Raw genomic sequence first — 19627 nt, 5'->3', positions numbered from 1 at the left:
AACACCCACTCCCAGCCCAAGACCGGATTCGCCATCGACTCACCCATCCGAACCTGGACCCATTACCCCACCAAGGTTGCGTGACACACCACTAGCCTCGCGGCCGAGTGCGTACTCGTCCACGCGCGGATGAGTGTGTGCACCGTGAACCTCGAAGGGAGTTCAGTGGTGGGAAACCGGCGGGTGCTTGAGTGGGAGTTTGTTGGGTATCGGGATGGTGTGGAGTCTCGGTGGTCGTTGGCTGTGGTCGTGGGTCGGGTGTGTCTGTGGTGGTTGTCTCGGTGTGGTGCCGAGGGGGGCGGGGATGCGGTGGGCTGGTTGGGTTTCGATCAGCACGACGGTGTGGTCAGGGCTGTGGTGGTTCTGATGGTTGTGGTGTGCCGGGGGTGATGCCGAGCTGGCTTTCGGCTTCCGTGAGGAGGTCGGCGAGGTTGTCGGCATAGAGTTCGAGGCAGCGTGGGTCGTGCTTCGTTGCCGAGTGCGGCGACATCGGTATCGCGGGTGGCGGTCGGACTCACCTGATTCCTGCCAGGCGGTCGGTCGTGGACAGGGGGGTGGTGAGGGTGCTGTCGTCGCCGGCCGTGGGGGTGGATGGTGTTGGCGAGTTGCTCGAACCGGGTGATGTCGTCGGGGTGCTCCAGGTAGAGGGCGGAGTCGTTGATGTCGATCCGGACCACGTTGCGGCCGGTGGTGAGGTGGAGCAGGTGGAACGGGACGGTGTGCCGATGCGGGTCGACGATGACGATCTCGATCCCCGACCGTCTGGACAGGGTGATCAAGTGCGCGATCTGCTCCCGCCCCGCCCGGGGGAACCAGGTCCACGACCGCCGGTCTCCCGAGGTAGTACCTACCGGCCATCGGCGGCCGCTGGGCCGTGGGTCGGAGTTGATCGGAGATCTCGTGCGGGCTGTAGGAGACGACGGCCAGGGTGTTGTCCCTGATCACCTCCGCGGCCTCGTCGAGCAGGTGCTCGGTCCCCTTGTCCGCCAACGCACTCGCGACGGCGACTTCGTCTTTATCCTCCGCGTCGGGTGTCGCGCCACGGCGCCCGCCCCGTCTTCGCGACCGACCGCACGTCGGACGGGAACGACACCGAGTCCTGCCGCACCACCCCCGCCGCGCAGCCCAAGCGCCACAAGCATCCGACGAAGAGGTGCCAATCGGCGCGACCACTCCCAACCGGTATTGACCTGGCTGGCCGAGAAGGACCTGCCGCAGTTGAACATCCGCGACACAACCGATCTGAAGCGCCGCGAAGCCTTCGTGGCGAACTGGTGTGGCCGAACGGTGCTGAGCACCCTGCGAGAAGTTGAACCTGCGCTCGCACTCTGAGGAGTCGTGGTAGCCGAGTGCGTGGGGCCGGTCGGGGTGCGGTGGTTCACCCCGACCGGCCATGTGGTGCCGCGTTCGTGTGTGACGGTTCCGGAATTCCGTGGTAATTCCGGGGGCTCTAACGGTCACACGACGCGGGAGTCGTTGTCAGGTTGTGCGGTTGGTTGGCTTGTCGAGTTTGTTGTTGGCGTGGGTGGCTTGGGCTTCGTCGAGTTCGGTGAGGGCCTTGTGGGCCATGGTGATGAAGCGGCGGAGGCTGCCGCCTTCGATGGTGAGGGTGACTTCGTCCGCGGTTGCACCGAAGGTGCATTCGACGTCGTCGATGTTGGTGATCTTGTAGGCCATGCCGCACCCGGCGCCGACGATGACCTGGACGTCGATGTTCGGGCGTCGCATAGATAGCCCCAGTCTCTCGGTGGAGTGCCGAGGCCCTGCTGATCAGGCCAGTGTTGTGGCCTGATCAGCCAGGGGTGGCGTCGTGTTGTCGGGACGAGACGGGTCAGACCGCTGGGGCGGGGGTGCGGGTGGCGTCGAGCTTGGCGGCGGCCTCGCCGGCCTCGGTGATGAGGCGGTGGAGGCCGTCGCGGGTGAAGGTGAGATGGAGGGAGCCGTCGAAGACCAGGGTGGCGGTCTCGGTGCTGACCAGTTCGTGGGTGCAGTCGCCGGTGGTGTTGATGTCGGCGTAGACGTCGACATGGGGGTTGAGCATGATGAAAGCCTTTCGTGATGGGTGCGTTGATATCGGTTGGGTTGAGCAGGGGCCTCGTGTGTTGTGCCGTCGGTTCGGTGAGAGCGGCGGCGACGATCTGGTGGAGCCAGGTGAGCGCTTCGGTGCCGGTCAACATTTTCGCGCGCTGTTCGTTGTAGTTGGTGACGTCCGGGTGTGCTTGTGGTGGTTGAGCGGACATGGTGGCTCGGAGGCGTTGGACTAGTTGGTTGGCGATCAGGGGTGGATCTTGGTCATGGTGTTACTGGTGGTTGTTGGCCTGTCGGGGGTGATGCCGAGCAGGCGTTCGGCGTCGGCGAGGAGGTCGCCGAGGTCTTGGAGGTTGTCGATCCATTCTTCGAGTCGGCGTTGCAGGTGGCGGATGCCACGGCTGTCGAGATTGAGGTTCCGGAGGTCGCGCAGGGTGAGTGGTGTGTAGGCGGGTGCAGGCGTGGGCGCGCGTGTGCTCGATGGGATGGGTGGGGGTTGCCTGCCGTGGAGGACGGCGTCGAGGTGGGTGGGGGCGAGGCCGAGGGCGGTGGACACGGCTTCGAGGGTGCGTGGGCTTCGGAGGCGTTGGACGAGGTTGTGCTGGAGTTCGCGGATGACGAGCTTGGACACTCGGGAGCGGTCGACGAGTTGGGTTTGGCTGATGTCGAGGAACTCCATGCGGCGGTTGATGGTCCTGGCCACCGCGTTCCAGTCCTGTCTGCTCATTTACCACCTCTGGCTCGACGTGCTGCGGATCATTCCGAGTTGTGCTGGCAAACCGGGAGAGTTGGATCGGGAATTAAGCCGATAGCTGCCCGACATGATTTCTCTTCGGGACCATATCGGCGATCAGCGGTGGTCCGGCTCGGGCCACAGCGCCGGGTGCAGGTCGACCGGAATCAGCTCGTGCAGACCAATCCCCGCAGCGTGGATGCGCGCGGCGGCATCCACGAAACGTGGACACGGCCACGGGTATGCCCGGCACAACGGGCATGCCGCAGGCCGCCCGGCGACGGGCAGGTGAGCGCTGAGCTGGTCCACCGCGGAGGCGGCCTGTCCGAGGGCACTGTCCTGGGCAACGATCGTCGCGAGAGTGCCGCGTTTGCCGTCGCTCATTGTCGACCACCGCTACGTGGCGGTCGAGCAGTGCTTCGGAGGGATTCGTAGGTCATCGGACTGCTACCTCCTCGTGGGTGTTGGTCCAGCCAGGTGTCCGCGCGGATGGTGGAGCTGGCCAGGTGATGGACCTCGTAGGCGAGATGGTTCGGCACCATGCGCCTTCGAGTACGACCCCGCCGTCCAGCGTGGCTGACTCGCCTTGACAAGGGCCCGCTGCGAGCGTCCGGTGTGGACGATTGTGCGGTACAGCAGTCTGGCCAGGACCCATCGAGCGCAGCGTGGCGGTCCGCACAGATCTCTCCCAGGCGAGTCGTGATCAGAGGTGCTGGTGCATGGACCTGCTCTGCAGGAGCGGGTGCAGGTCCGCGGGCACGAGGTCGTCCACATGGACCCCGGTTGCCTCGATGTGGGGGCTGTCCTGGGCGACGATGGTGGCCAGGATGTCCCGTCTGCCGTTCATGACGTGTCCTGAAGTTCGGACAGTCGGGCCGCGGTGAACTCCACCGCGTAGGTCAGTGCCGTGTCGTGTCCGTCAGCGGGCAGTGATTGGTAAGGCAGTCGCAACTCGTCCAGGACGCGGTGGACGTGGTGGTCGGCCAAGGCTCGGAAGTCGTGGTTGGGGTCGCGTTTCTTGTTGGCGCCCAGTGGGATCTGGGGGTCCATGATGGTGCGGAACAGCAGGTCGTAGTTGCGGCTGTGGGAGGCGACCATGGCTTCCAGGGTGAGCATCGTGGAGGGGTCGGGTCGGTGGCCGCGGTGGGCGAGTGCGGCCCGGTAGTAGCCGAGGGCGTCGGGGACGGCGCGGTCGACGAGGGTGACGTCGGTGTGGGGCCAGGTTTCGAGTTCGTTGCTGATGCCGCGGGTGATGAACCAGGTGGTGGAGATGTCGGTGTGGTTGAACAGGATCGGCAGTCCGATTCGTTGTGCGTGTTCGCCGAGGTCGGCCACGGTGGCGACCTGGATCTGGTCGCGGCGTAGTTGGGCGGCCAATCGGGCGAGGAAGGTGGATTTGCCGGTGGAGTGGGTGCCGACCACACCGATGGTGACGGGTCGTTCGACGTTCACCACAGGCCATCACCGGGCTGCGTGGTCCCGCGCAGGGGGGCGACCCGCATCAACCCCGCACCGTCGAGCCCGGATTCCTCCACCAGGACAAGGAACAGCCGCGCGGTCATCCAGGCGTCATAGCCCGCGCGGTGCCGCCTGCCCGGGTACTCGTCGAGGTCGAGGTGGGCGTGTTCGACGAGCCGGTCGAGGCCGTATCCGCCTCGCAGGCCGGGCCAGACGTGTTTGGCCAGCCGCATCGTGTCCAACACCAACAGCGGACGCCACTCGGGCAGGTGCGCCGAGAGGACCCTGTGCTCGACCGCGGCGTGGTGCGCGATGAGTATCCGGCTGCCCAATGCGTCGCTGACTTGGTCAGCGACCTCGGGCCAGGTGGGGCAGTCGGCGACGTCGCTGTTGCCGATGCCGTGCACGGTGCGGGTCAGCACGGTGCTGATCGGTGTCCGTGGGCGGATGAGCCAGGTGATGACGTTGCCGGGGTGCACCACGCGCCCCAGGGGCAGGATCGCGATCTCCACGATCTCCGGTGGTTGCGCGCCGTTGCCTTCGATGTCGACCACCACCAGTTCGCGGCCGCGCAACGCCGCGGGGATGTCATGGCTCATGAGGTGACCTTCACTTCCTCGTGGGTGTCGGTCCAGCCGGTGTCGGCGCGGCCGTGCCGGTGCGGGTGATGTGGCTTGCTCAAGTCGTGGACCTGGTAGCCGAGGTGGTGTTGCATCCGGTAGCGGCGCTGTTCGTCCAACCCGTCGACGACCACGGCCTGGTCGGTGATCTCGATCAGCGTGCCGCCCAACTCGGCGGTCATCGCGGCGACGTGTCCGGGATCGGGGGTGGTCCACGCGGTCGAACACCGCTGGAGTTGGGAGGCGGGGCAGATGTCGCACAGTTCGCGGATGCCGACATGCCCGTTGTAGTCGGGCAGCGCGTGGGCGGCGGCGACCGCGCAACTGGTCTTGCGGAACAACGCCGACCCCGCCCTGCCCTGGGCGGCCGCGGTCAGAATCCGCCGCTCCACCTCCCGCGGGAGGATCTTGCGCCGCGCCCCGTCCACATACGGCTCCGGCAGGCCGTGTTCCCGGTAGTAGTCGCGGATCTGGGCTTTGTAGAACAACCCGGTGAACACCGTCGCGTGGGCGTACCGGGTCAGGTCCATCGCGGTGGTGATGTGGTGGTCGGAGTCGTTGAGGCCGGGCACGATCGGCCGCCAGTACAACACCACCCGATACCGCCGAGCGTGCTCGAACGCCGTCCGCAACGATCCCGCCGCGATCCCCGAGTCGACCGGCTCGATCCGCTCGTCGTCGATGCCCGACCAGGTGACCAGCAGGGTGACCTTGAGGTGACGCAGCGAGTTGAGTACCGCGCAATCCTCCGCTGTGACCCGCCAGCGGGTGATCACCAGGACGTGGTTGGTCAACCCCCGCCCGTCCAACAACCGCAAGGTGGCGAAGGTGTGCGGCTTGACCGACGGCAACATCGGATCGGTCGCCCGGTTGAACACCTGTACGGGTGTCACGTGCGGCTCGAAGAACCGATGCCCCACCAGCAACTTCACCGCCGCCTCGTCCGACATCAACGCCCGAGGCACCCTCATCTCGAAGTTGTCGAACAAATGCCGAACGCAGTACCCGCAGTCCAACGGACAACCAATCACATGGTTCAGACTCAGGCCACTCTTACGATACTCAACCACCTCCAACAGTTCCGAACGCAGCTCTGCCCGCTGCTCCACGGACAAGATCCGCAGCGCTTTCGGCACGCCAGCCACTTTCTTCTCGCCGCATCGATGAGTAGAGATTGCCATATCGGCTCCCGTGAAGGTTGCCCAGCTTGCTACATGCATATTCGAGCAGACGGTTTCCGGTCTTGGAAGACTGCAACTCTGCGAAACAGAGTGTTTGCGCGATTTGCACCCAACGGCATCTGCTGATCTGTCAATACCCAATGAGATGGTCTCGAAAGATGAGAGCAGTTCGGTACCTTCGCGTGGTGTCGTGTGCAAATGCAGTGCTGCGGTTGGTGGGGCGGCTATGCTTGGCCGGAGACCAGCTGATGACACGGCATGGTGGTGCTGCGCGTTGAGCACCCGTGGCCTGGGAGTTCACCATGGAGCAAGATGACACGGCCGCGGACGAGGGCGAGATGATAGAGCCCGCCTTGGCCCGCTTGGCGTCCGAGATTCGCCGCCTGCGGGAACAAGCGGGGCTCAGCCGCAGCGATTTGGCCGGGCTGATCGGCTATACCCGACAGTACGTGTCCCTGGCCGAGCACCCGCGCCGCGGGGTTCCGTCTGCCGAGCTGGTGGGAGCACTCGATAGCACCCTCGGCGCCGGTGGATCTCTTGTCGAGATGCGAGCCCTGGCGATCGCCGCTCAGCGAGCACGGCGCAAGGCCGGGCATTCTGTTCCTCTTGCTACCCGTGGGGTGACCGAGAGCGTGGTCGTACCGACCGCTCTGGCGCGGGATGGCGCGGCTGAGTCGGTCGCTTTTGGGCGCCGCCATGGTGGGTATGGGTTGCACGAGGCGGTGCTGGAGCAGTTCGAGGCCCAAGTCCTGCGGCTGGCTCGTGAGTTCCTGGAGGACTCGCCAACAGTGGTCGTGCAGCGATCGCACGATGTACGTGACGAGTTGTTCCGGCTGCTCAACCAGCCACGATGGCCACAACAGGCTCGACGTTTGTACGCGATGGCCAGCCGGGTGTGTGGGTACCTGGCCATCGCGTCGAGCGACTTCTTCGGCCACTATGCCGCCGCCGAGGATCATGCCGGTACGGCCTGGCAGTTGGCTGAACTCGCCGATCATGCCGAGTTGCGTTCGTGGATCCGCAGCCTCCAGTCCGCTGTGGCCTTTTGGGCATGTGAATGGGGATCCGCCGCTGAACTCGCGACCCACGCGTTGGATCTGGCCGTCACCCGCTCCGGCGTCTCGAGGGCAGTTGCGATGCAAGCGCGGGCGCTGGCCCGTCTAGGCGACATTGCTGCTCTCCGTGAGGTCGCCGACACCGCGTTGCCCGATAACGACCACCCGGACGAGACCGGCATCGTGCTGTTCACGGACATGAACCGCGAGCGCTGTCTCGGTGGCGCATATCTGTGGATCGGCGACCACGACATCGCCCAGACGCACCTGGAGCGCGCCTTGGTCGACTACGAGCGAGAACGCTCGTTCGACTACGCGGTCATCACCGTGATCCGGCTCGACTTGGCCGCGGTCCACCTCGGTCACCACGATCTCCAAGCCGCCATCGCGGTCACCGAACCTGTCCTGGCGATGCCCCATACCCGCCGCCTGGCGGGAGCCGTCCGGCGATTGCACGATCTACGTACCGCCCTCACCGCGGAGCCATTCAGCGCAGACACCACAGCCCGTCACTGGGCGCAGCAGTTGGACGCGTTCACCACTCACACCGTAATCGCAGGGTGACCATGGAACTGACCGTGCTTGGGTGCGCCACCCCGTATCCACAACCAGGACAACCCTGTTCCGGTTATCTGATCACCGAAGACGACACGCATGTCGTTCTGGACTGCGGCTCCGGCACTTTCGCCGCACTTCAGAACCACGTGTCACCGGCAGAGGTCACCGCCTTGTGGATCTCCCACCTGCACCCCGACCACAGCGCTGATCTGCTTGCCTGGTCCAACTGGGCGCTCAACACCCCCGGTGCACCCAAGATCAGCGTCTACGGACCCTCTGGTTGGGCAGACCGCCTCGTCCACATGCTGACCGGCACCGACGACGCCACCCTCGTCCGCGAAACCTTCACCGTCCACGAACTCCACGACGGCCACACCGCCATTCACGGGCCGCTGGCATTGACCAGCCGTGCGGTAGTCCACTCCGTGCCGACATTCGGCGTCCGCGTCGAGAGTCCCACCGCTCACTTGGCCTACTCAGGCGATACAGAGCCCTGCCCAGCTCTCCGAAGCCTCGCGGACAACACCGATGTCTTCCTCTGCGAAGCAGGCACCGTCAAGCCAAGCCGCTACCACACAACCCCAGACCAAGCCGCCGAGACAGCACTCGGCGCCCACGCCAAGCATCTGCTGCTCACCCACCTGGCTCCAGATCTCGACCCTCATTCCGTGCGAGTGTCGGATATCCTGACAACCATTGTCACACCCGGGTGGCGGTGGACGTCGGACGTGTAGGGCGTCGGACATCCTCACCTCCACTGTCTGGCTACTCCAGCGATGTCGGTGTGCCTGCGTCGCACAGCATCAGCGTGCCGGTGCTCGCTGCGGTTGCGGCTGCTTCGATCCGGCGGTGAAGGCTGGGTGTGACCGGGCCGCGGGCTTCGTGCACAGTGTGGAGACCGATGGAGTGCACTTCTGGGTCGTTCGTCTGCAGCCGTTGAGCCTGATCGTCGGTGATCACGCCTCCGTCGAAGATAAACGAAGACGAACGCCAGTACCTCGGGCATGACGTCGATGACCAACAGCCTGCCCGGGGGTCTGGTGAACCCGAGTTTTCGGTGGTTTCGCGTACCGCAGTCAGCCCAGGGTGCCTCCTCCGCGTCCACTGTTCCGTCTGGGATCACCACTCGACGTGGTAGGTGGTCTCGATCAACAGCACGCGGGTCAGGGCCTCGCCGTAGAGCAAGCGTGCCCGCGGTGGCTCGTTTCCGGGGCAGTGAGGCCGCGTATGGTCGAAACGGGAGTAGGTCCACGGCCCCTGAGGCTACCCGCTGGTGCTCCGAGTAGCCTTCCCTGCCTCATAGGCAGGGAAGGCCCCATTTGCTGGAGCAGACCCATCCGTTCGTTTCGGCCGTGTTCCCGATGCACGGTGCAACCGAAACTGTCAAGAGACAGGACACGCGGCAGGTTGTGTCCACCACGCTGACCAGATGACAGGGAGGCGCCGTGCTTCCACCGGACGAGACTGCCTCTGTCCCTTGCCCACTCCCAGGGACCAACCGATGAACACGACCAACGCGGACGAGTTGGCGTTGGTCGCCTGCCCGGAGCTCAACCAGTTGATCATGCTTCGCGAGGCCGACTGGCAGTTTCTCCCCGAGATGGACGGCGAGCGCGTGGTCGGGATCAACGGCCTGCGGATCTGGCCGCAGAACTGGACCGACCTGGTGACCGTGAAGTATGTGACCGACGCGGCCGCGGTCCGCAGCAACCCGCTGGGGAAACTCGTGTGGATGCGCGAAGATACTCTGGTCGATGTCATCGACCAACTTTTCGCCCTTCCAGCACCCGACGAACCATTCGCACCGCGGTTGGCCCATCGGATGCGATCCCCGTTGTGGACGCCCTAACCTTGCCGCGCGTGATTCGCTGCTCACGTTAGGACCGGGGATTACTTGTCGAAATCGGGATAACGCGATCGAGCGCCGGAGGCGCGATGCGTAGCGGCAGCTTTGTAGTGTGCGGGGTCATAAGCGAGCTGCTGGTAGTCAAACTAGTGGTCCAGGAGGGGCGGTTGCCTCACACTCGGATGGGGCAATGATGTGACCGAGTGTCAGGACGGGCCGCATAAGAATCTGACCGAAAGTCCCATTTCGCGCTCGTCAAACATGTCGATATTGTTGAGTTAGTGCGCGAAAAGGCGTATTCATCATGTATCGAGGGGGAACATGGGTAGAACAAGAGCTCATCATGTACTGCGTATCATTGCTATTGGGGCGGCAGTCGTCGGAGCGCAGGTCGTAGTCATGGCGCCGAACGCCGTCGCCTCTGCAGCGAGCCTTGGACAGGGCGTCAGCGTGGTCCGCTCGTTTCCGATGACGAAGGAATCCGCGACCTCTGTGGCGAATGCTCCTGTTCCAGAGCTCGGCTCCGAGACAGGCGGACATCTGTCGGCGCGTACATCGGTGGCGGACGTAGTGAACCCGCCACAGCAGGTCTATCGGGTGGACTCGTCGAAGTACGCGACCGCGGCAGTGTCGCCCTTCGCCACGCCGGGAGACCCGATCAGCCCCCAGGAGTGCGTCGATCGCTACCTGGGGGGTTTCTCCGGGCCAGTGTTGTACAAGAACAGGTTCGCAGCCTGCCACTCGGAGTTCCTCGTCGTCGACTACTACTCGTGCTCCGGCGGTGGTTGCAAGCCGGTCGGCCGGGCGGCGGCCAAATGGGCGGCAACCTGGAACATGAGTTGGAACGCTCGTGAGTTCACGGTGACCGGGCGGCTGTGGGACTGGACGATCGTGGGCAACGTGCCGCTGACGGTGAATCTGGGCGTGGAGTTTGCCTGTGGCACGCCCGGGGTGCCGGGGACGACGGCGAAATGCAACTACCCGGAGTACGGTTGGTCGAAGTCGATTCAGGGCTGGAGGACGAGCGACACCGTGACGACGCTGGTGAAGACCAGCGGTGAGGATCCGGCCAACCCGCACGACCCCACCGAGGTCAACGGCGAGAAGCGCACCTTCTACGCCCTCCAGACCTACGCCTACACCTACGGGGGCCCAGGCCCCTACGAGCGCTACTCCCAGACCACGATCGTCACTACCCCGTTCCGCTGCGATATCGCCCGCAGCCAGGTACCCCAGTACGCCAAGAGCAGCGACTGCGTGTTCCACGCTGCCACCGGCTGGTTCACCCTCAATGTCAACGACCCTGCGATCCACGAATCCGCACAGCTTATCTACGACGCACACAACAACATCGGCGCCACTTATCCGGGCAACACTGGGAAATACATCCCAGGTAAGATCGGCGTCACCGAACCGCTCTCGCGCCTCTACTACGACAAGAGGTTGCGCGACCTGAACAACACCACGGCCTACAACGCCTGCGTCGCGCATTGGGGACCGAACTTCAAGGACCGTCCGGACGGTGGCAAGAACGACTGCGACGAGTTTCCGTTCGCCACCACCTACGAAGGAGCGGGCACCGTCACCGACGGCATGCTTCGCACCTACGCTGTTCGGCCTGTCCTGAACACCCAGAACCAGGCAGCGGGCAGCAGGCTGAGCCTGTTCCTCTCCGAGGACCACCTGCTCGACGGTGACAACTTCTACGTGACTGCCAACCTCTGATGGTCGCTGCGTGGGCGGGTAGATAGCCTGACGGCGTCCATCCGCCCACGCACGTGCAGGGGACAGACATGCCAGAGACAACTCCTGTCTTCACGATCGACCACGACGTGTTTCCCGACTTCAGCACCTTCCTGCTCTTCGATGTCTGGTCGTCGCACTCCTACGGTGACATCACTCTGCCCGCGTCCAATCCCGTGGCCGCCTCGGGGCGGGGCGGCGCCATGTTTTACACCGATGACGGCAGGGCATACCCGCACGTCCACCTCGAACTATGGACCGAACTACCGCCACACGAACCACCAGGAGACTGGGACCGCTACACCGGCGAACTGACCTGCGAGACCGGCAAGCTCATGCTCTCCTGCCTGACCGCCTCACCTGACGACAAACCCATCGACCTACCTCCAGGCCGATACAGGATGCGCGCCCTGCGTTCTCGCACCCGCGAGCCCTACCACGACTCTGACGCCCTCGACCCGGATGACCCCCATGCCTTCACTCAACAGTGGATCATCCAGCTCGCCCTCGACACCGCCAGTGGCAGCTAATCGCTGACCCATCCCGCTTTGGTCGGCGTGAACTGGACCCAATTCCGGGGCACCTGGTTGCTGGCTCCTGCTTGATCGGCCGAGTGTCGCGCTCTTGAGTTCCCGATGTTCATGACGGTATGTCGTTCTCCCGAATATTTGCTCGGTATTCACCGACGCTATTTGGGTGACGATGATGGCGATCCGTAGCCGAATATTCTCGGATGCTTTGCGGGTGGGTGGCGATTTCTGAGGCGGCTTACCCATGCTCGGCGGTCATCTCGTCCTGCGTGTTTGTGCGGATCCAAGAGGCTGACCGGAACGACCGGTCGTGACGCGGCACGGGCTCGTGCACTCAGCCGATGCCGGTCAAGATCACCGCAGTCAGGGTCCCCAGCGCCAGGTACGGGCCGAGCGGCATCGGCTCGTCATGCGGGATGCGGTGGGTGGCGCGGAGCGTGAGGCGGGCTAGTGCGGCGAGTAGCCATCCGAGGAGGGTGCCGGTCAGGATCGTTGTCCAGCCGCACCAGCCCAGGGCGAGGCCGAGGAGTCCGGCGAGTTTGACGTCTTTTCTGAACTAACGAGTTGATGACCTTCAGCATGTGACGGTAGGCATTACAGTCGGTGATGCCGTTGCTCCGGTAGGGTTGGTATTCCCGGGCGTGTCGCCGTCCTGGTCTATCTTCGGAGGCGACTGCAGGTGCGAATGCTCGAAACCCTCTGCACGGTGGCTTCGCGAACGGGATTCCGCTGGCTGGCCGCAGGTAGATGATCACGAGGGGGAGCGTTCCGGCGTCGGTGCTCATGTTGGCAGCCGGGTCAGCGGCCGAGAAACGATGAACTGTGGGAATCGCTTCCGTTCCGCGCGATCCGAGGACCGCGCGGAGGGTCAGTCGGAGCGGCGGAGGTCGGCGTTGAGCTGTTGCGCTTCGTGGAGCTGGTCTTCGAGACTGACGATGCGGCACGCGGCGTCCAGACCGGTGCCGTGGTCGACGAGTTCCCGTACTCGGGCGGCGATGCGCAGTTGGTAGCGGGAGTAGCGGCGGTGGCCGCCGGCGGAGCGTTGCGGCTCGATCAGTTTCGCCTCGTCCAGGCTGCGCAGGAAGCCCGGAGTGGTGCCGAGCATCGCCGCGGCCCGGCCCATCGTGTAGGCGGGGTAGTGCTCGTCATCGAACTTGTCGGCCGCGTCGGCGGCGGCCGTGTCGCGTGGGTCTGGGATCAAAGTCACCTCACGGTCATAGGGGGCCCCGGTGCTGCAGCACCGGGGCCCCAGGGTTTTGGGTTTCATCATTTCCCGGCCGTGAGGTCGGGTTGTGGTACCCGCGTGCGCCCGACGGGCAGCCATCGCGGGGATCGCGTGTTCGTAACCGAGCACCACCTACCAATCTGATGGGACTGCGGTACCCGCCCGGCCCGATGGGGCCTGGGCGGCCGATCCAATGACGTGACCCATCCCTTCTCTCGTGCGCTGTCCACTTACCGGGTACTACCGCGAACGTCGCGCATCGGGACCTCTTACCGAGACCGGTCCCAGCACGCATGACGCCTCGCTTACTACCGGGGCCGGAACCGCTTCTCCTGATGGGTTCCGGCCCCAACCAACCGTTCTCCTACTCACTTCACCTGCTGCGTGGGCGCGACACCTCCACCTACGTCCTGCTACTCCATCATCAGGACCGGGTACTACCTCGATCGTTCACTCACCGGTCCCGGTCTTCCTGGCCGCCGGGCATGACCTCACTGCTGCGCGAGTCTTGCCTCGACCGCCTGTCTCACCTCACGGGTAGTTTCGTCATCTCCCGTGCCTGCTCGACATTGTCTCTCTCGCTACGGGTAGAAGACTACACACATCCATCGCAGAATGTCTACCTCAGCCAGCATAGATTTTCTCGGCGGGTTAGGTGCATCAGCGCCGACGCCGAGGCGCGACACCGCCTGGCCAGCGGCTGGTGCTCAGTGGCGGCTGTTGGTCTGATGCTCCGCGGTGGATGGTGAGCCCGACCGCGTCGAGTGGGTGGTGTGGCGGATCTGCGTGGCCTGGTCGGTGATGGCCTGGATCTGGGCGGCCAGGCCGGCGTGGTTCGCCGTCAGGTGGGTGTGCGTGTCGGCCAGCGGGGACAACAAGGTGGTGGGGTCGTTGTCGGCGAGGGCCTGACCGACCAGGTTCGCCTGGTGTTGGGCGCGGCGGGGCAGGCCCGGGAGAGCACTGACCTGCCCGGCGAGCTGTCGGGGGACTGCGGCGTTGTCGCGGGCCCAGGCGGCGACCGCCCGGTCACCCGTTCGCTTGTCGCGTTGGGCGCGAACCCGTTGTTCGCCGGTCCGTTCGCCGGTGTCGGAGGGCCGCAGGCGCAGGTAGCGGCGTTCGGCGGCCTGGCGGCTGGTGACCCCGAGCGCCGGGGCCAGGGCGGCCCAGCTCACGTTCTGCGCGCGGGCGGCGGTGATCAGTGCGGGTTCCCAGTCGGCCAGCTCCTCCCGGAGCCGGCGCAGCACGGTGAGTGCGGCGACGAGGTCGGCGGGAGTCGCCGACCTCGCACGGGTGTCGGTGAGCGTGCCCTGGACCAGGGCGAGTGCCTCGACGGCGGTGTATCCGCCTGCGCTGTCGTTCAGCGTGTCGTCCTTTCAATGACATGTGGGTTGTCATCGTTTCGATGACATGCTATACCGGAGCTGCGCGTTGGCACCAGAACACGACAGGGAGGAAGTCATGTTGATGCGCACCGACCCGTTCCGGCAGTTGGACCGGTTGACCCAGCAGGTCTTCAACAACGCCGCTGGAACCTGGTCGCGTCCCACGGCGATGCCGATGGACGCCTACCGCGCCGGGGACGAGTTCATCGTCGCCTTCGATCTGCCCGGCGTCGATCCTGACGCGATCGAGTTGGACATCGAGCGCAACGTGCTCACCGTCAAGGCCGAGCGGCGGCCCACCGGGTCCACCGAGTCGGTGGAGATGCAGGTATCCGAGCGGCCCCTGGGTGTGTTCTCCCGGCAGTTGTTCCTCGGCGACACCCTGAACACCGAGGCGATCAAGGCCGACTACGACGCGGGCGTGCTGACATTGCGCATCCCGATCGCCGAGCAGGCCAAGCCCCGCAAGATCGAGATCGGCAGTGGGCAGGACACCCGCAAGGAGATCAAAGCCTGACCCGGTGACGTGATCGCCGAGCTGATCACGGGGTGATCACCATGGTGACGGCTACGCGAATGGACCCGCAGGAGGAGTTCCTCGCCCTGCTGTGCGCGGATGAGGACTTGCTGCGCGCCGAGTTCGACGCGATCGTGGCGGCGAACTGGGACCGCCCCCGGCCGCCACGACCGACCCCGCCGCACCGGCCCCTCGCATCGTGGCCACGCCAGCCGCCATCGAGGGCGGCGCGGGCAGGATCGGCCCATCGCCGGTGCGGGTTCGTGTGGCGCCGGGGACGGTCCCCGCCCCCAGCGCTGTTGCCCGGACCGAAACCCGGAAAGGAGTCAGAAAGGAGGGCGATCACCTGTCGCTGAAGGACACCGCGGGACGTGCTGTCAGGCCGTTCGCCACCATAACCATGACACCGCGGGCCAATCCCCTCAGGCCCGCCCACGCCCGCAAGGCACTGTGACACGGCGAGCCGTACTGGCAGCCTCGTCCGATGCCGGGGTGGTCCCGGCAGACAGCCGGGACCACCCCAACCGTCTGATCGAAAGAGCGCGACATGACCCACGACCTGCCCGACTACTACACCCTCCTGGGCGTGGTCAGCACCGCGTCGTCGACCGAGATCGCGCACGCCTACCGCTGCCGGGTCCGCGATCAGCACCCCGACGCCCGGCCCGACGCCGGTCATGACACTGGGCATGACACAGGGTCACAGGGGCTGCGCGAGGTGATCGCCGCTTACGCGGTGCTGCGCGACCCGGCCCGGCGCGCCGAGTACGACCGGCAACGCCAGCAGACCACGCACACCCGTACCCCGACGCCCGATACCCCATCCCCCAGCACGCCGTTCGCCCCACCGAGCCGGACGCCGCTGCTGCGCGTGGGTCCTGTCCGCTACCACGGCCCACCCCACCGAGGACACCAGTGATCACGACTCTGGCTACCCAACAGCCACACCACCCTGCCCCTCCGCCGCACCTGGGCACCCACACCAGACCTGCGGACGGTCTCGGCGGTGGTCCTGACCGGGAATGTGCCGTGATCCTGATGCCTGTCACCGAACACGCCGACGGTCCCACCGACGACGACGTCTGGCACGAACTGGCCGAACACGGCTTACACCACTACATCGCCCAAACCGCCAACGCCACGGGTGCCGGACCCGAAGCGGTCTGGTCGGAGTGGGCCGAAGCGCCCAGCGCCTACATCGCGCTGGAGAGCAGGCTGCCCGACCACCCGGACCGGGACGCGGCCCTGATCTGGGCCGCCGGGCAGGGCTGGGCGGTCGCGGTGGAAACCGGCTGCGGCGAGGACCTCTTGATCACCGCGTCACTGGGCGGCGATGTGCTACCACCGCCAGCAACCGTCGCCGCGTTCGTCCGCGCCGTGATGACCGGTCGGCATACCGACACGCACGTGCCTCTCAGCACCGCGGTGAGCGCCGACCTCACCCGCCGGCTGATCGACTGGGCCGAGCCCGAGCCGACCCTCGACAATCGAACCGGCTGAGTCCCTGCGCGTGTCTGGTCGGCACCGGTGTCGTGTGAGGCGTTGACGGCAGCGGGACGTGTCAACCCAGCACGCAGCCGGTTGGCGGCGCTGGCAGCCAGATGATCGTTTGGCGAATCTGAATTCCGGTCATCCGATGACGAGCACGACGAGCGCGCCCGCAACCAGGAACGGGCCAAGGGCAAACTGCGCGCGCCATCGCGAGCGGCTCGCGACGATGGCCGCGAGCCCGTATATCGCAGCCACGAACAACCCGAGCAGCGTGCCCCCAACGACAGCGGTCACGCTGATCCATCCCATACCGGTGCCCAGGCTGGCGGCGAGCTTGACATCCCCCATCCCCAGCCCGCCCCGGCTGGCCACGGCGATCAGGCCGTAGAACGCGACCAGCCCGATCCCGGCCAGCGCCGCGCGCAACAGGGTGGCCGGATGGTGCTCGACCACGCCGGCCACCGCCAGCAGGGCCACCACGCCCGCGTAGGCCGACACCGCCAGCACATTCGGCACACGCCGCACGGCGATGTCGACCAACGCCACAGCAGCGCCCTGCGCGGCCAACCAACAACACGCCAGCGCCACCCATACCCCGGACTGTCGGCACGCGAGCAGCGTGAACACCACGCCCAGGACCACCTCGACCATGGCCGGCGGCACCCCGATGCGAGTGCGGCAGAAACGGCAGCGCCCCACCAGCACGGCCACAACCGCCCGGCGCTCGCGACGCAACACCAGGGCATGGCATCGCGGGCACGACGTGCGCGGCGGCTGTCCGGTCGGCACGGACAGCGCGAACACGATCGGCCGTACCCCCATGCCGGCCAGCACGCCGATGATCGCGAACACCGTGATCACGCCGGGCGACACGAGACCTCCCCGGCGCTGGCGCGGCCGGTGACCGACCCGAAATCGGGCATCCCCAGGTGCGTGACCTGGTGACGGGCGGCCAACTCGCGCATCGCCGTGAGCTTGTGTTCCGCGGCGGCGATGCTGACCTCCAGGCCGGCGAGTTCCCCGCGCCAGCCCTGGGTTTCGGCCTCGGCCTTGCGGTCGTGCAGGTTGGCCAGGATCACTTCCAACCGGGGTCGCTGCGACGGATCGGGTCGCAGTGCCGGGCAGCGGATGCAGGCGTGCTCGTGCACGCACGGGGTGCCGAAATCGCGCGTGCACACCCCCAGTTCGACCTTGCGCAACTCGAAATGCGCCAAGAACTCATCCCACTCGGCCGAGGTGAGGTCGCGGTATTCTTCGCTCGGACGCAGGGAACGGCGACGGGCGATGAACGCCCGATGGTGGGTGATGACGTCCTCCGGATAGATCGCCGCATACCCCAGGGTGGTATTCAGGTCGACGTGGCCGAGGATCTTCGCCGCGATATGCGGCGGCAGCCCGGCGCGCAGGGCATCCGTGGCGAAGATCCGGCGAAAATCGTGAGGGCAGAACCGCAGCGCTTGCCCCGAAGCGTCGGTGAGCCCGGTCAAGCGCATGGCACGGTCGAGTTCCTGAGCAACGAACGTACGTGTGATCGGCTTCTGCTGCCCACCGATCGAGCGCTGGAACAGAAACGGCATCCGCGGCGACCACTGCTTCTCGAAACCGTCCCATTGGGACACCAGCGGAATTGTGGACCGGTCACCGCGAACCCGGTTGATGATCGCCGCGAGAACCTCACCCAACTCCGGGGAGACCAGCAGAAGCCGTTCGGCGTCGGTCTTCGACGGCGCGACTTGCAGCATTGGCACCACCTCACCGGTGCTGGGCAGGGTGTAGGCACAGAAGCTGTAATGTGACAGCTCCAGCATCTCCTCAATCCTCACACCGGTGTGGCGCAGTACCTCCACACTGGCGAACGCCCAGAACGTCCGCTCCTGCTCCTGAGTCAGGTCAATCCGCGCGCCGGTGTCCTGTTCGATCGCCAAGACCCGCTGGGAGGGTGGAGCGGGCACCCACCGCCGGTAAGCGCGACCGTCCACGGTGAACTCCGCCAGGTGCCCGACCCGTTGCGCCGCTTCGAAGCGGGCTCGGGCGCGCTGGTGCTCCTCGGTGACGACGCGGACCAAGGTGGGCAGCACCGGCGCCAGGGTGCGGGTGCGTTGATCCATCATGGCCTTGCGGTGTTGGCGGCGTTTCTTGAACGACACCTCGCTCGCGCGGATCGGGCACGGTGCGACGAACCGGCCCCACCGGGCGGGATCTTCGGCCGCCCAGTGGGCGAGGTCGGCGTAGAAACTCCGCACGCACATCAGGGTGTTCTCCGGCACCGCCCGCCGCCGGCCCTTGGCGTGGCCGTGGGTGATGGTGCCCAGCCGCTGCTTCCAGCCAGCGGCGACCTCGGCGGGCAGATCCAGCGAGTCGATGCCGGGATGGTGGCGTTCGAGGTCTTTCCAGAACAGCAGCGCCAGGTGGGCGGCGATCCCGGCCAGCGAGGTGTGATCGACCGTCGGTTTGCGCACCGACAGATACTCGACCAGCAGGTCCCGGATGGGGGTGCAGGCGATCTCATACCGGTCGATCAACTCCGCGCAGCTCATCGGCCCACGCCGGGTGGCCGCCGTCAGCGTCGGGGGCGCGTCCGGACCGAAGACGCCCAAGTCGAACAACAGCGTGTAGAACAGCGTGCTCTCGGCATTGTTCGTGCCGCGCTCGCGATGGACCCGCCAGTAGTGGACGCAATCGCCGACGGTCACCGCCGACAGCGGTCCACCTTTGTGAATCAAGATTCGGGCGAGGATGTTCACCGCGCGTGGTAGTCGTCCGCCGGTGCGCTGTCCGGTCTGGTACACGCGCCGCAGATCCGCCAGCCCGGTGGGGTCGATCGCGGCGAACGCGCGGACCAGGGTCTGGCTGTGTTTCTGGTCCAACAGCCACGCCAGGCTCGGCCGGATCACCTGCCCGATCAGCAACAACGACACTCCGAAGCGGATCACGCTGACCTGCGCGGTACCGCCGCCCCGACTGCCGGCGCCCAGCGGCACCAGATCCGCCCAGTCGTGACCGGCCTGCTCGGCGCCGGACGCCTGCCAGCGTTGTTGCCAGGTGTCCCCAGGCAGTGTTTCCAACCAGTCCAGCACCTGGCGCACCCCCATCGCTCGCTTGGCGGCTGAACCGGGCCAGCGAGCGGTCAACACCGACAGCATGGCCTCCACCTCGCTGCGACCTGAGCATGTCTGCGGCCATTCCATCGGCTGCGGGCGGGACTGCTGTGCGGCAGGCAACACCACCTCGGCGCTGTCCGCGCCTGGTCGGGGCAGGGG

Annotated in this window: 23 protein-coding genes; 9 read left to right on the top strand and 14 right to left on the bottom strand. The window is 66.0% G+C overall.

The annotated features are described in order from the left end of the window. Positions 1-329 precede the first annotated feature (329 nt). Entirely contained in the window at positions 330-890 is a 561-nt protein-coding gene (locus tag H504_RS44035) for a Scr1 family TA system antitoxin-like transcriptional regulator (protein ID WP_425394060.1), read from the bottom strand. A 295-nt stretch (positions 891-1185) separates the two neighbouring features. On the opposite strand from H504_RS44035, the gene H504_RS41185 reads away from it, so the two are divergent. Next, a complete protein-coding gene (locus H504_RS41185; RefSeq protein WP_157440407.1) occupies positions 1186-1332 on the top strand; it encodes a hypothetical protein in 147 nt (48 codons plus the stop codon). Positions 1333-1479: 147 nt separating this feature from the next. On the opposite strand, the gene H504_RS0114420 is transcribed toward H504_RS41185, so the two are convergent. From H504_RS0114420 to H504_RS0114385, 8 genes are all read right to left on the bottom strand, one after another. Further along, positions 1480-1728, bottom strand: a complete 249-nt coding sequence (locus H504_RS0114420) for a hypothetical protein (RefSeq protein WP_026423353.1) — start codon at positions 1726-1728, stop codon at positions 1480-1482. Between the two features lie 103 nt (positions 1729-1831). Beyond that, positions 1832-2041, bottom strand: coding sequence for a hypothetical protein (locus H504_RS0114415; RefSeq protein ID WP_026423352.1), 210 nt, complete (start codon positions 2039-2041; stop codon positions 1832-1834). A 234-nt stretch (positions 2042-2275) separates the two neighbouring features. Further along, complete coding sequence (locus H504_RS38700; RefSeq protein WP_051385848.1) at positions 2276-2755, bottom strand: hypothetical protein; 480 nt, start codon at positions 2753-2755, stop codon at positions 2276-2278. 123 nt (positions 2756-2878) lie between these two features. Beyond that, on the bottom strand, positions 2879-3145 hold the full coding sequence (locus tag H504_RS0114405; protein ID WP_026423351.1) for a hypothetical protein: 267 nt from the start codon (positions 3143-3145) through the stop codon (positions 2879-2881). 319 nt (positions 3146-3464) lie between these two features. After that, positions 3465-3608, bottom strand: a complete 144-nt coding sequence (locus H504_RS41180) for a hypothetical protein (protein ID WP_157440406.1) — start codon at positions 3606-3608, stop codon at positions 3465-3467. Continuing rightward, the gene (locus H504_RS0114395) at positions 3605-4213 is read right to left on the bottom strand and encodes an AAA family ATPase (RefSeq protein WP_169735393.1); all 609 of its coding nucleotides are present in this window, start codon (positions 4211-4213) and stop codon (positions 3605-3607) included. Before H504_RS0114395 ends, H504_RS41180 begins: the two co-directional genes overlap by 4 nt. Further along, complete coding sequence (locus tag H504_RS0114390) at positions 4210-4818, bottom strand: 3'-5' exonuclease (protein ID WP_035304335.1); 609 nt, start codon at positions 4816-4818, stop codon at positions 4210-4212. The genes H504_RS0114395 and H504_RS0114390 overlap by 4 nt, the downstream gene beginning before the upstream one ends. Next, positions 4815-5810: a radical SAM protein gene (locus H504_RS0114385; RefSeq protein WP_245614243.1), complete on the bottom strand. Its 996-nt coding sequence runs from the start codon at positions 5808-5810 to the stop codon at positions 4815-4817. Before H504_RS0114385 ends, H504_RS0114390 begins: the two co-directional genes overlap by 4 nt. A 494-nt stretch (positions 5811-6304) precedes the next feature. On the opposite strand from H504_RS0114385, the gene H504_RS0114380 reads away from it, so the two are divergent. Then, entirely contained in the window at positions 6305-7639 is a 1335-nt protein-coding gene (locus H504_RS0114380; RefSeq protein ID WP_026423347.1) for a helix-turn-helix domain-containing protein, read from the top strand. Positions 7640-7641: 2 nt separating this feature from the next. Then, entirely contained in the window at positions 7642-8367 is a 726-nt protein-coding gene (locus tag H504_RS35065; RefSeq protein WP_051385846.1) for an MBL fold metallo-hydrolase, read from the top strand. A 31-nt stretch (positions 8368-8398) separates the two neighbouring features. Here H504_RS35065 and H504_RS43090 read toward each other — a convergent pair whose 3' ends face one another. Further along, a complete protein-coding gene (locus H504_RS43090) occupies positions 8399-8593 on the bottom strand; it encodes a hypothetical protein (protein ID WP_026423346.1) in 195 nt (64 codons plus the stop codon). A gap of 541 nt (positions 8594-9134) precedes the next feature. On the opposite strand from H504_RS43090, the gene H504_RS35055 reads away from it, so the two are divergent. The 3 genes from H504_RS35055 to H504_RS38695 all read left to right on the top strand — a co-directional run bounded on the left by H504_RS35055 (position 9135) and on the right by H504_RS38695 (position 11752). Further along, positions 9135-9482, top strand: a complete 348-nt coding sequence (locus H504_RS35055; protein ID WP_051385844.1) for a VirB8 family type IV secretion system protein — start codon at positions 9135-9137, stop codon at positions 9480-9482. Positions 9483-9878: 396 nt separating this feature from the next. Continuing rightward, positions 9879-11204, top strand: coding sequence for a NucA/NucB deoxyribonuclease domain-containing protein (locus tag H504_RS0114360; protein WP_169735392.1), 1326 nt, complete (start codon positions 9879-9881; stop codon positions 11202-11204). Between the two features lie 68 nt (positions 11205-11272). Continuing rightward, positions 11273-11752, top strand: coding sequence for a hypothetical protein (locus H504_RS38695; RefSeq protein ID WP_157440404.1), 480 nt, complete (start codon positions 11273-11275; stop codon positions 11750-11752). An 868-nt stretch (positions 11753-12620) separates the two neighbouring features. Here H504_RS38695 and H504_RS0114350 read toward each other — a convergent pair. Both H504_RS0114350 and H504_RS35045 read right to left on the bottom strand, forming a co-directional pair. Further along, positions 12621-12953 carry a MerR family transcriptional regulator gene (locus H504_RS0114350; protein ID WP_026423344.1) on the bottom strand — a complete coding sequence of 111 codons (333 nt, stop codon included), beginning with the start codon at positions 12951-12953 and terminating at the stop codon, positions 12621-12623. Positions 12954-13684: 731 nt separating this feature from the next. After that, complete coding sequence (locus H504_RS35045; RefSeq protein ID WP_051385842.1) at positions 13685-14338, bottom strand: HSP18 transcriptional regulator; 654 nt, start codon at positions 14336-14338, stop codon at positions 13685-13687. A 97-nt stretch (positions 14339-14435) separates the two neighbouring features. Here H504_RS35045 and H504_RS0114340 point away from each other — a divergent pair, with 97 nt between their 5' ends. From H504_RS0114340 to H504_RS38685, 3 genes are all read left to right on the top strand, one after another. Further along, the gene (locus H504_RS0114340) at positions 14436-14876 is read left to right on the top strand and encodes an Hsp20/alpha crystallin family protein (protein ID WP_026423343.1); all 441 of its coding nucleotides are present in this window, start codon (positions 14436-14438) and stop codon (positions 14874-14876) included. A 547-nt stretch (positions 14877-15423) separates the two neighbouring features. After that, a complete protein-coding gene (locus tag H504_RS38690) occupies positions 15424-15795 on the top strand; it encodes a J domain-containing protein (RefSeq protein ID WP_051385841.1) in 372 nt (123 codons plus the stop codon). 119 nt (positions 15796-15914) lie between these two features. Continuing rightward, positions 15915-16376: a DUF6292 family protein gene (locus H504_RS38685; protein ID WP_157440403.1), complete on the top strand. Its 462-nt coding sequence runs from the start codon at positions 15915-15917 to the stop codon at positions 16374-16376. A 129-nt stretch (positions 16377-16505) separates the two neighbouring features. On the opposite strand, the gene H504_RS38680 is transcribed toward H504_RS38685, so the two are convergent. Both H504_RS38680 and H504_RS0114320 read right to left on the bottom strand, forming a co-directional pair. Then, positions 16506-17240, bottom strand: coding sequence for a prepilin peptidase (locus tag H504_RS38680; protein ID WP_051385839.1), 735 nt, complete (start codon positions 17238-17240; stop codon positions 16506-16508). After that, positions 17225-19510 (bottom strand): tyrosine-type recombinase/integrase, encoded by a 2286-nt coding sequence (locus tag H504_RS0114320; protein WP_169735391.1) that lies wholly within the window; start codon positions 19508-19510, stop codon positions 17225-17227. The genes H504_RS38680 and H504_RS0114320 overlap by 16 nt, the downstream gene beginning before the upstream one ends. Between the last annotated feature and the right edge of the window lie 117 nt (positions 19511-19627).

This window comes from Actinokineospora inagensis DSM 44258 (assembly GCF_000482865.1).
In the GTDB taxonomy this organism is placed as follows: Bacteria; Actinomycetota; Actinomycetes; order Mycobacteriales; family Pseudonocardiaceae; genus Actinokineospora; species Actinokineospora inagensis.
The sequence above is the reverse complement of the archived record's forward strand: the minus strand, read 5'-3'. Positions and strand labels throughout refer to the sequence as shown.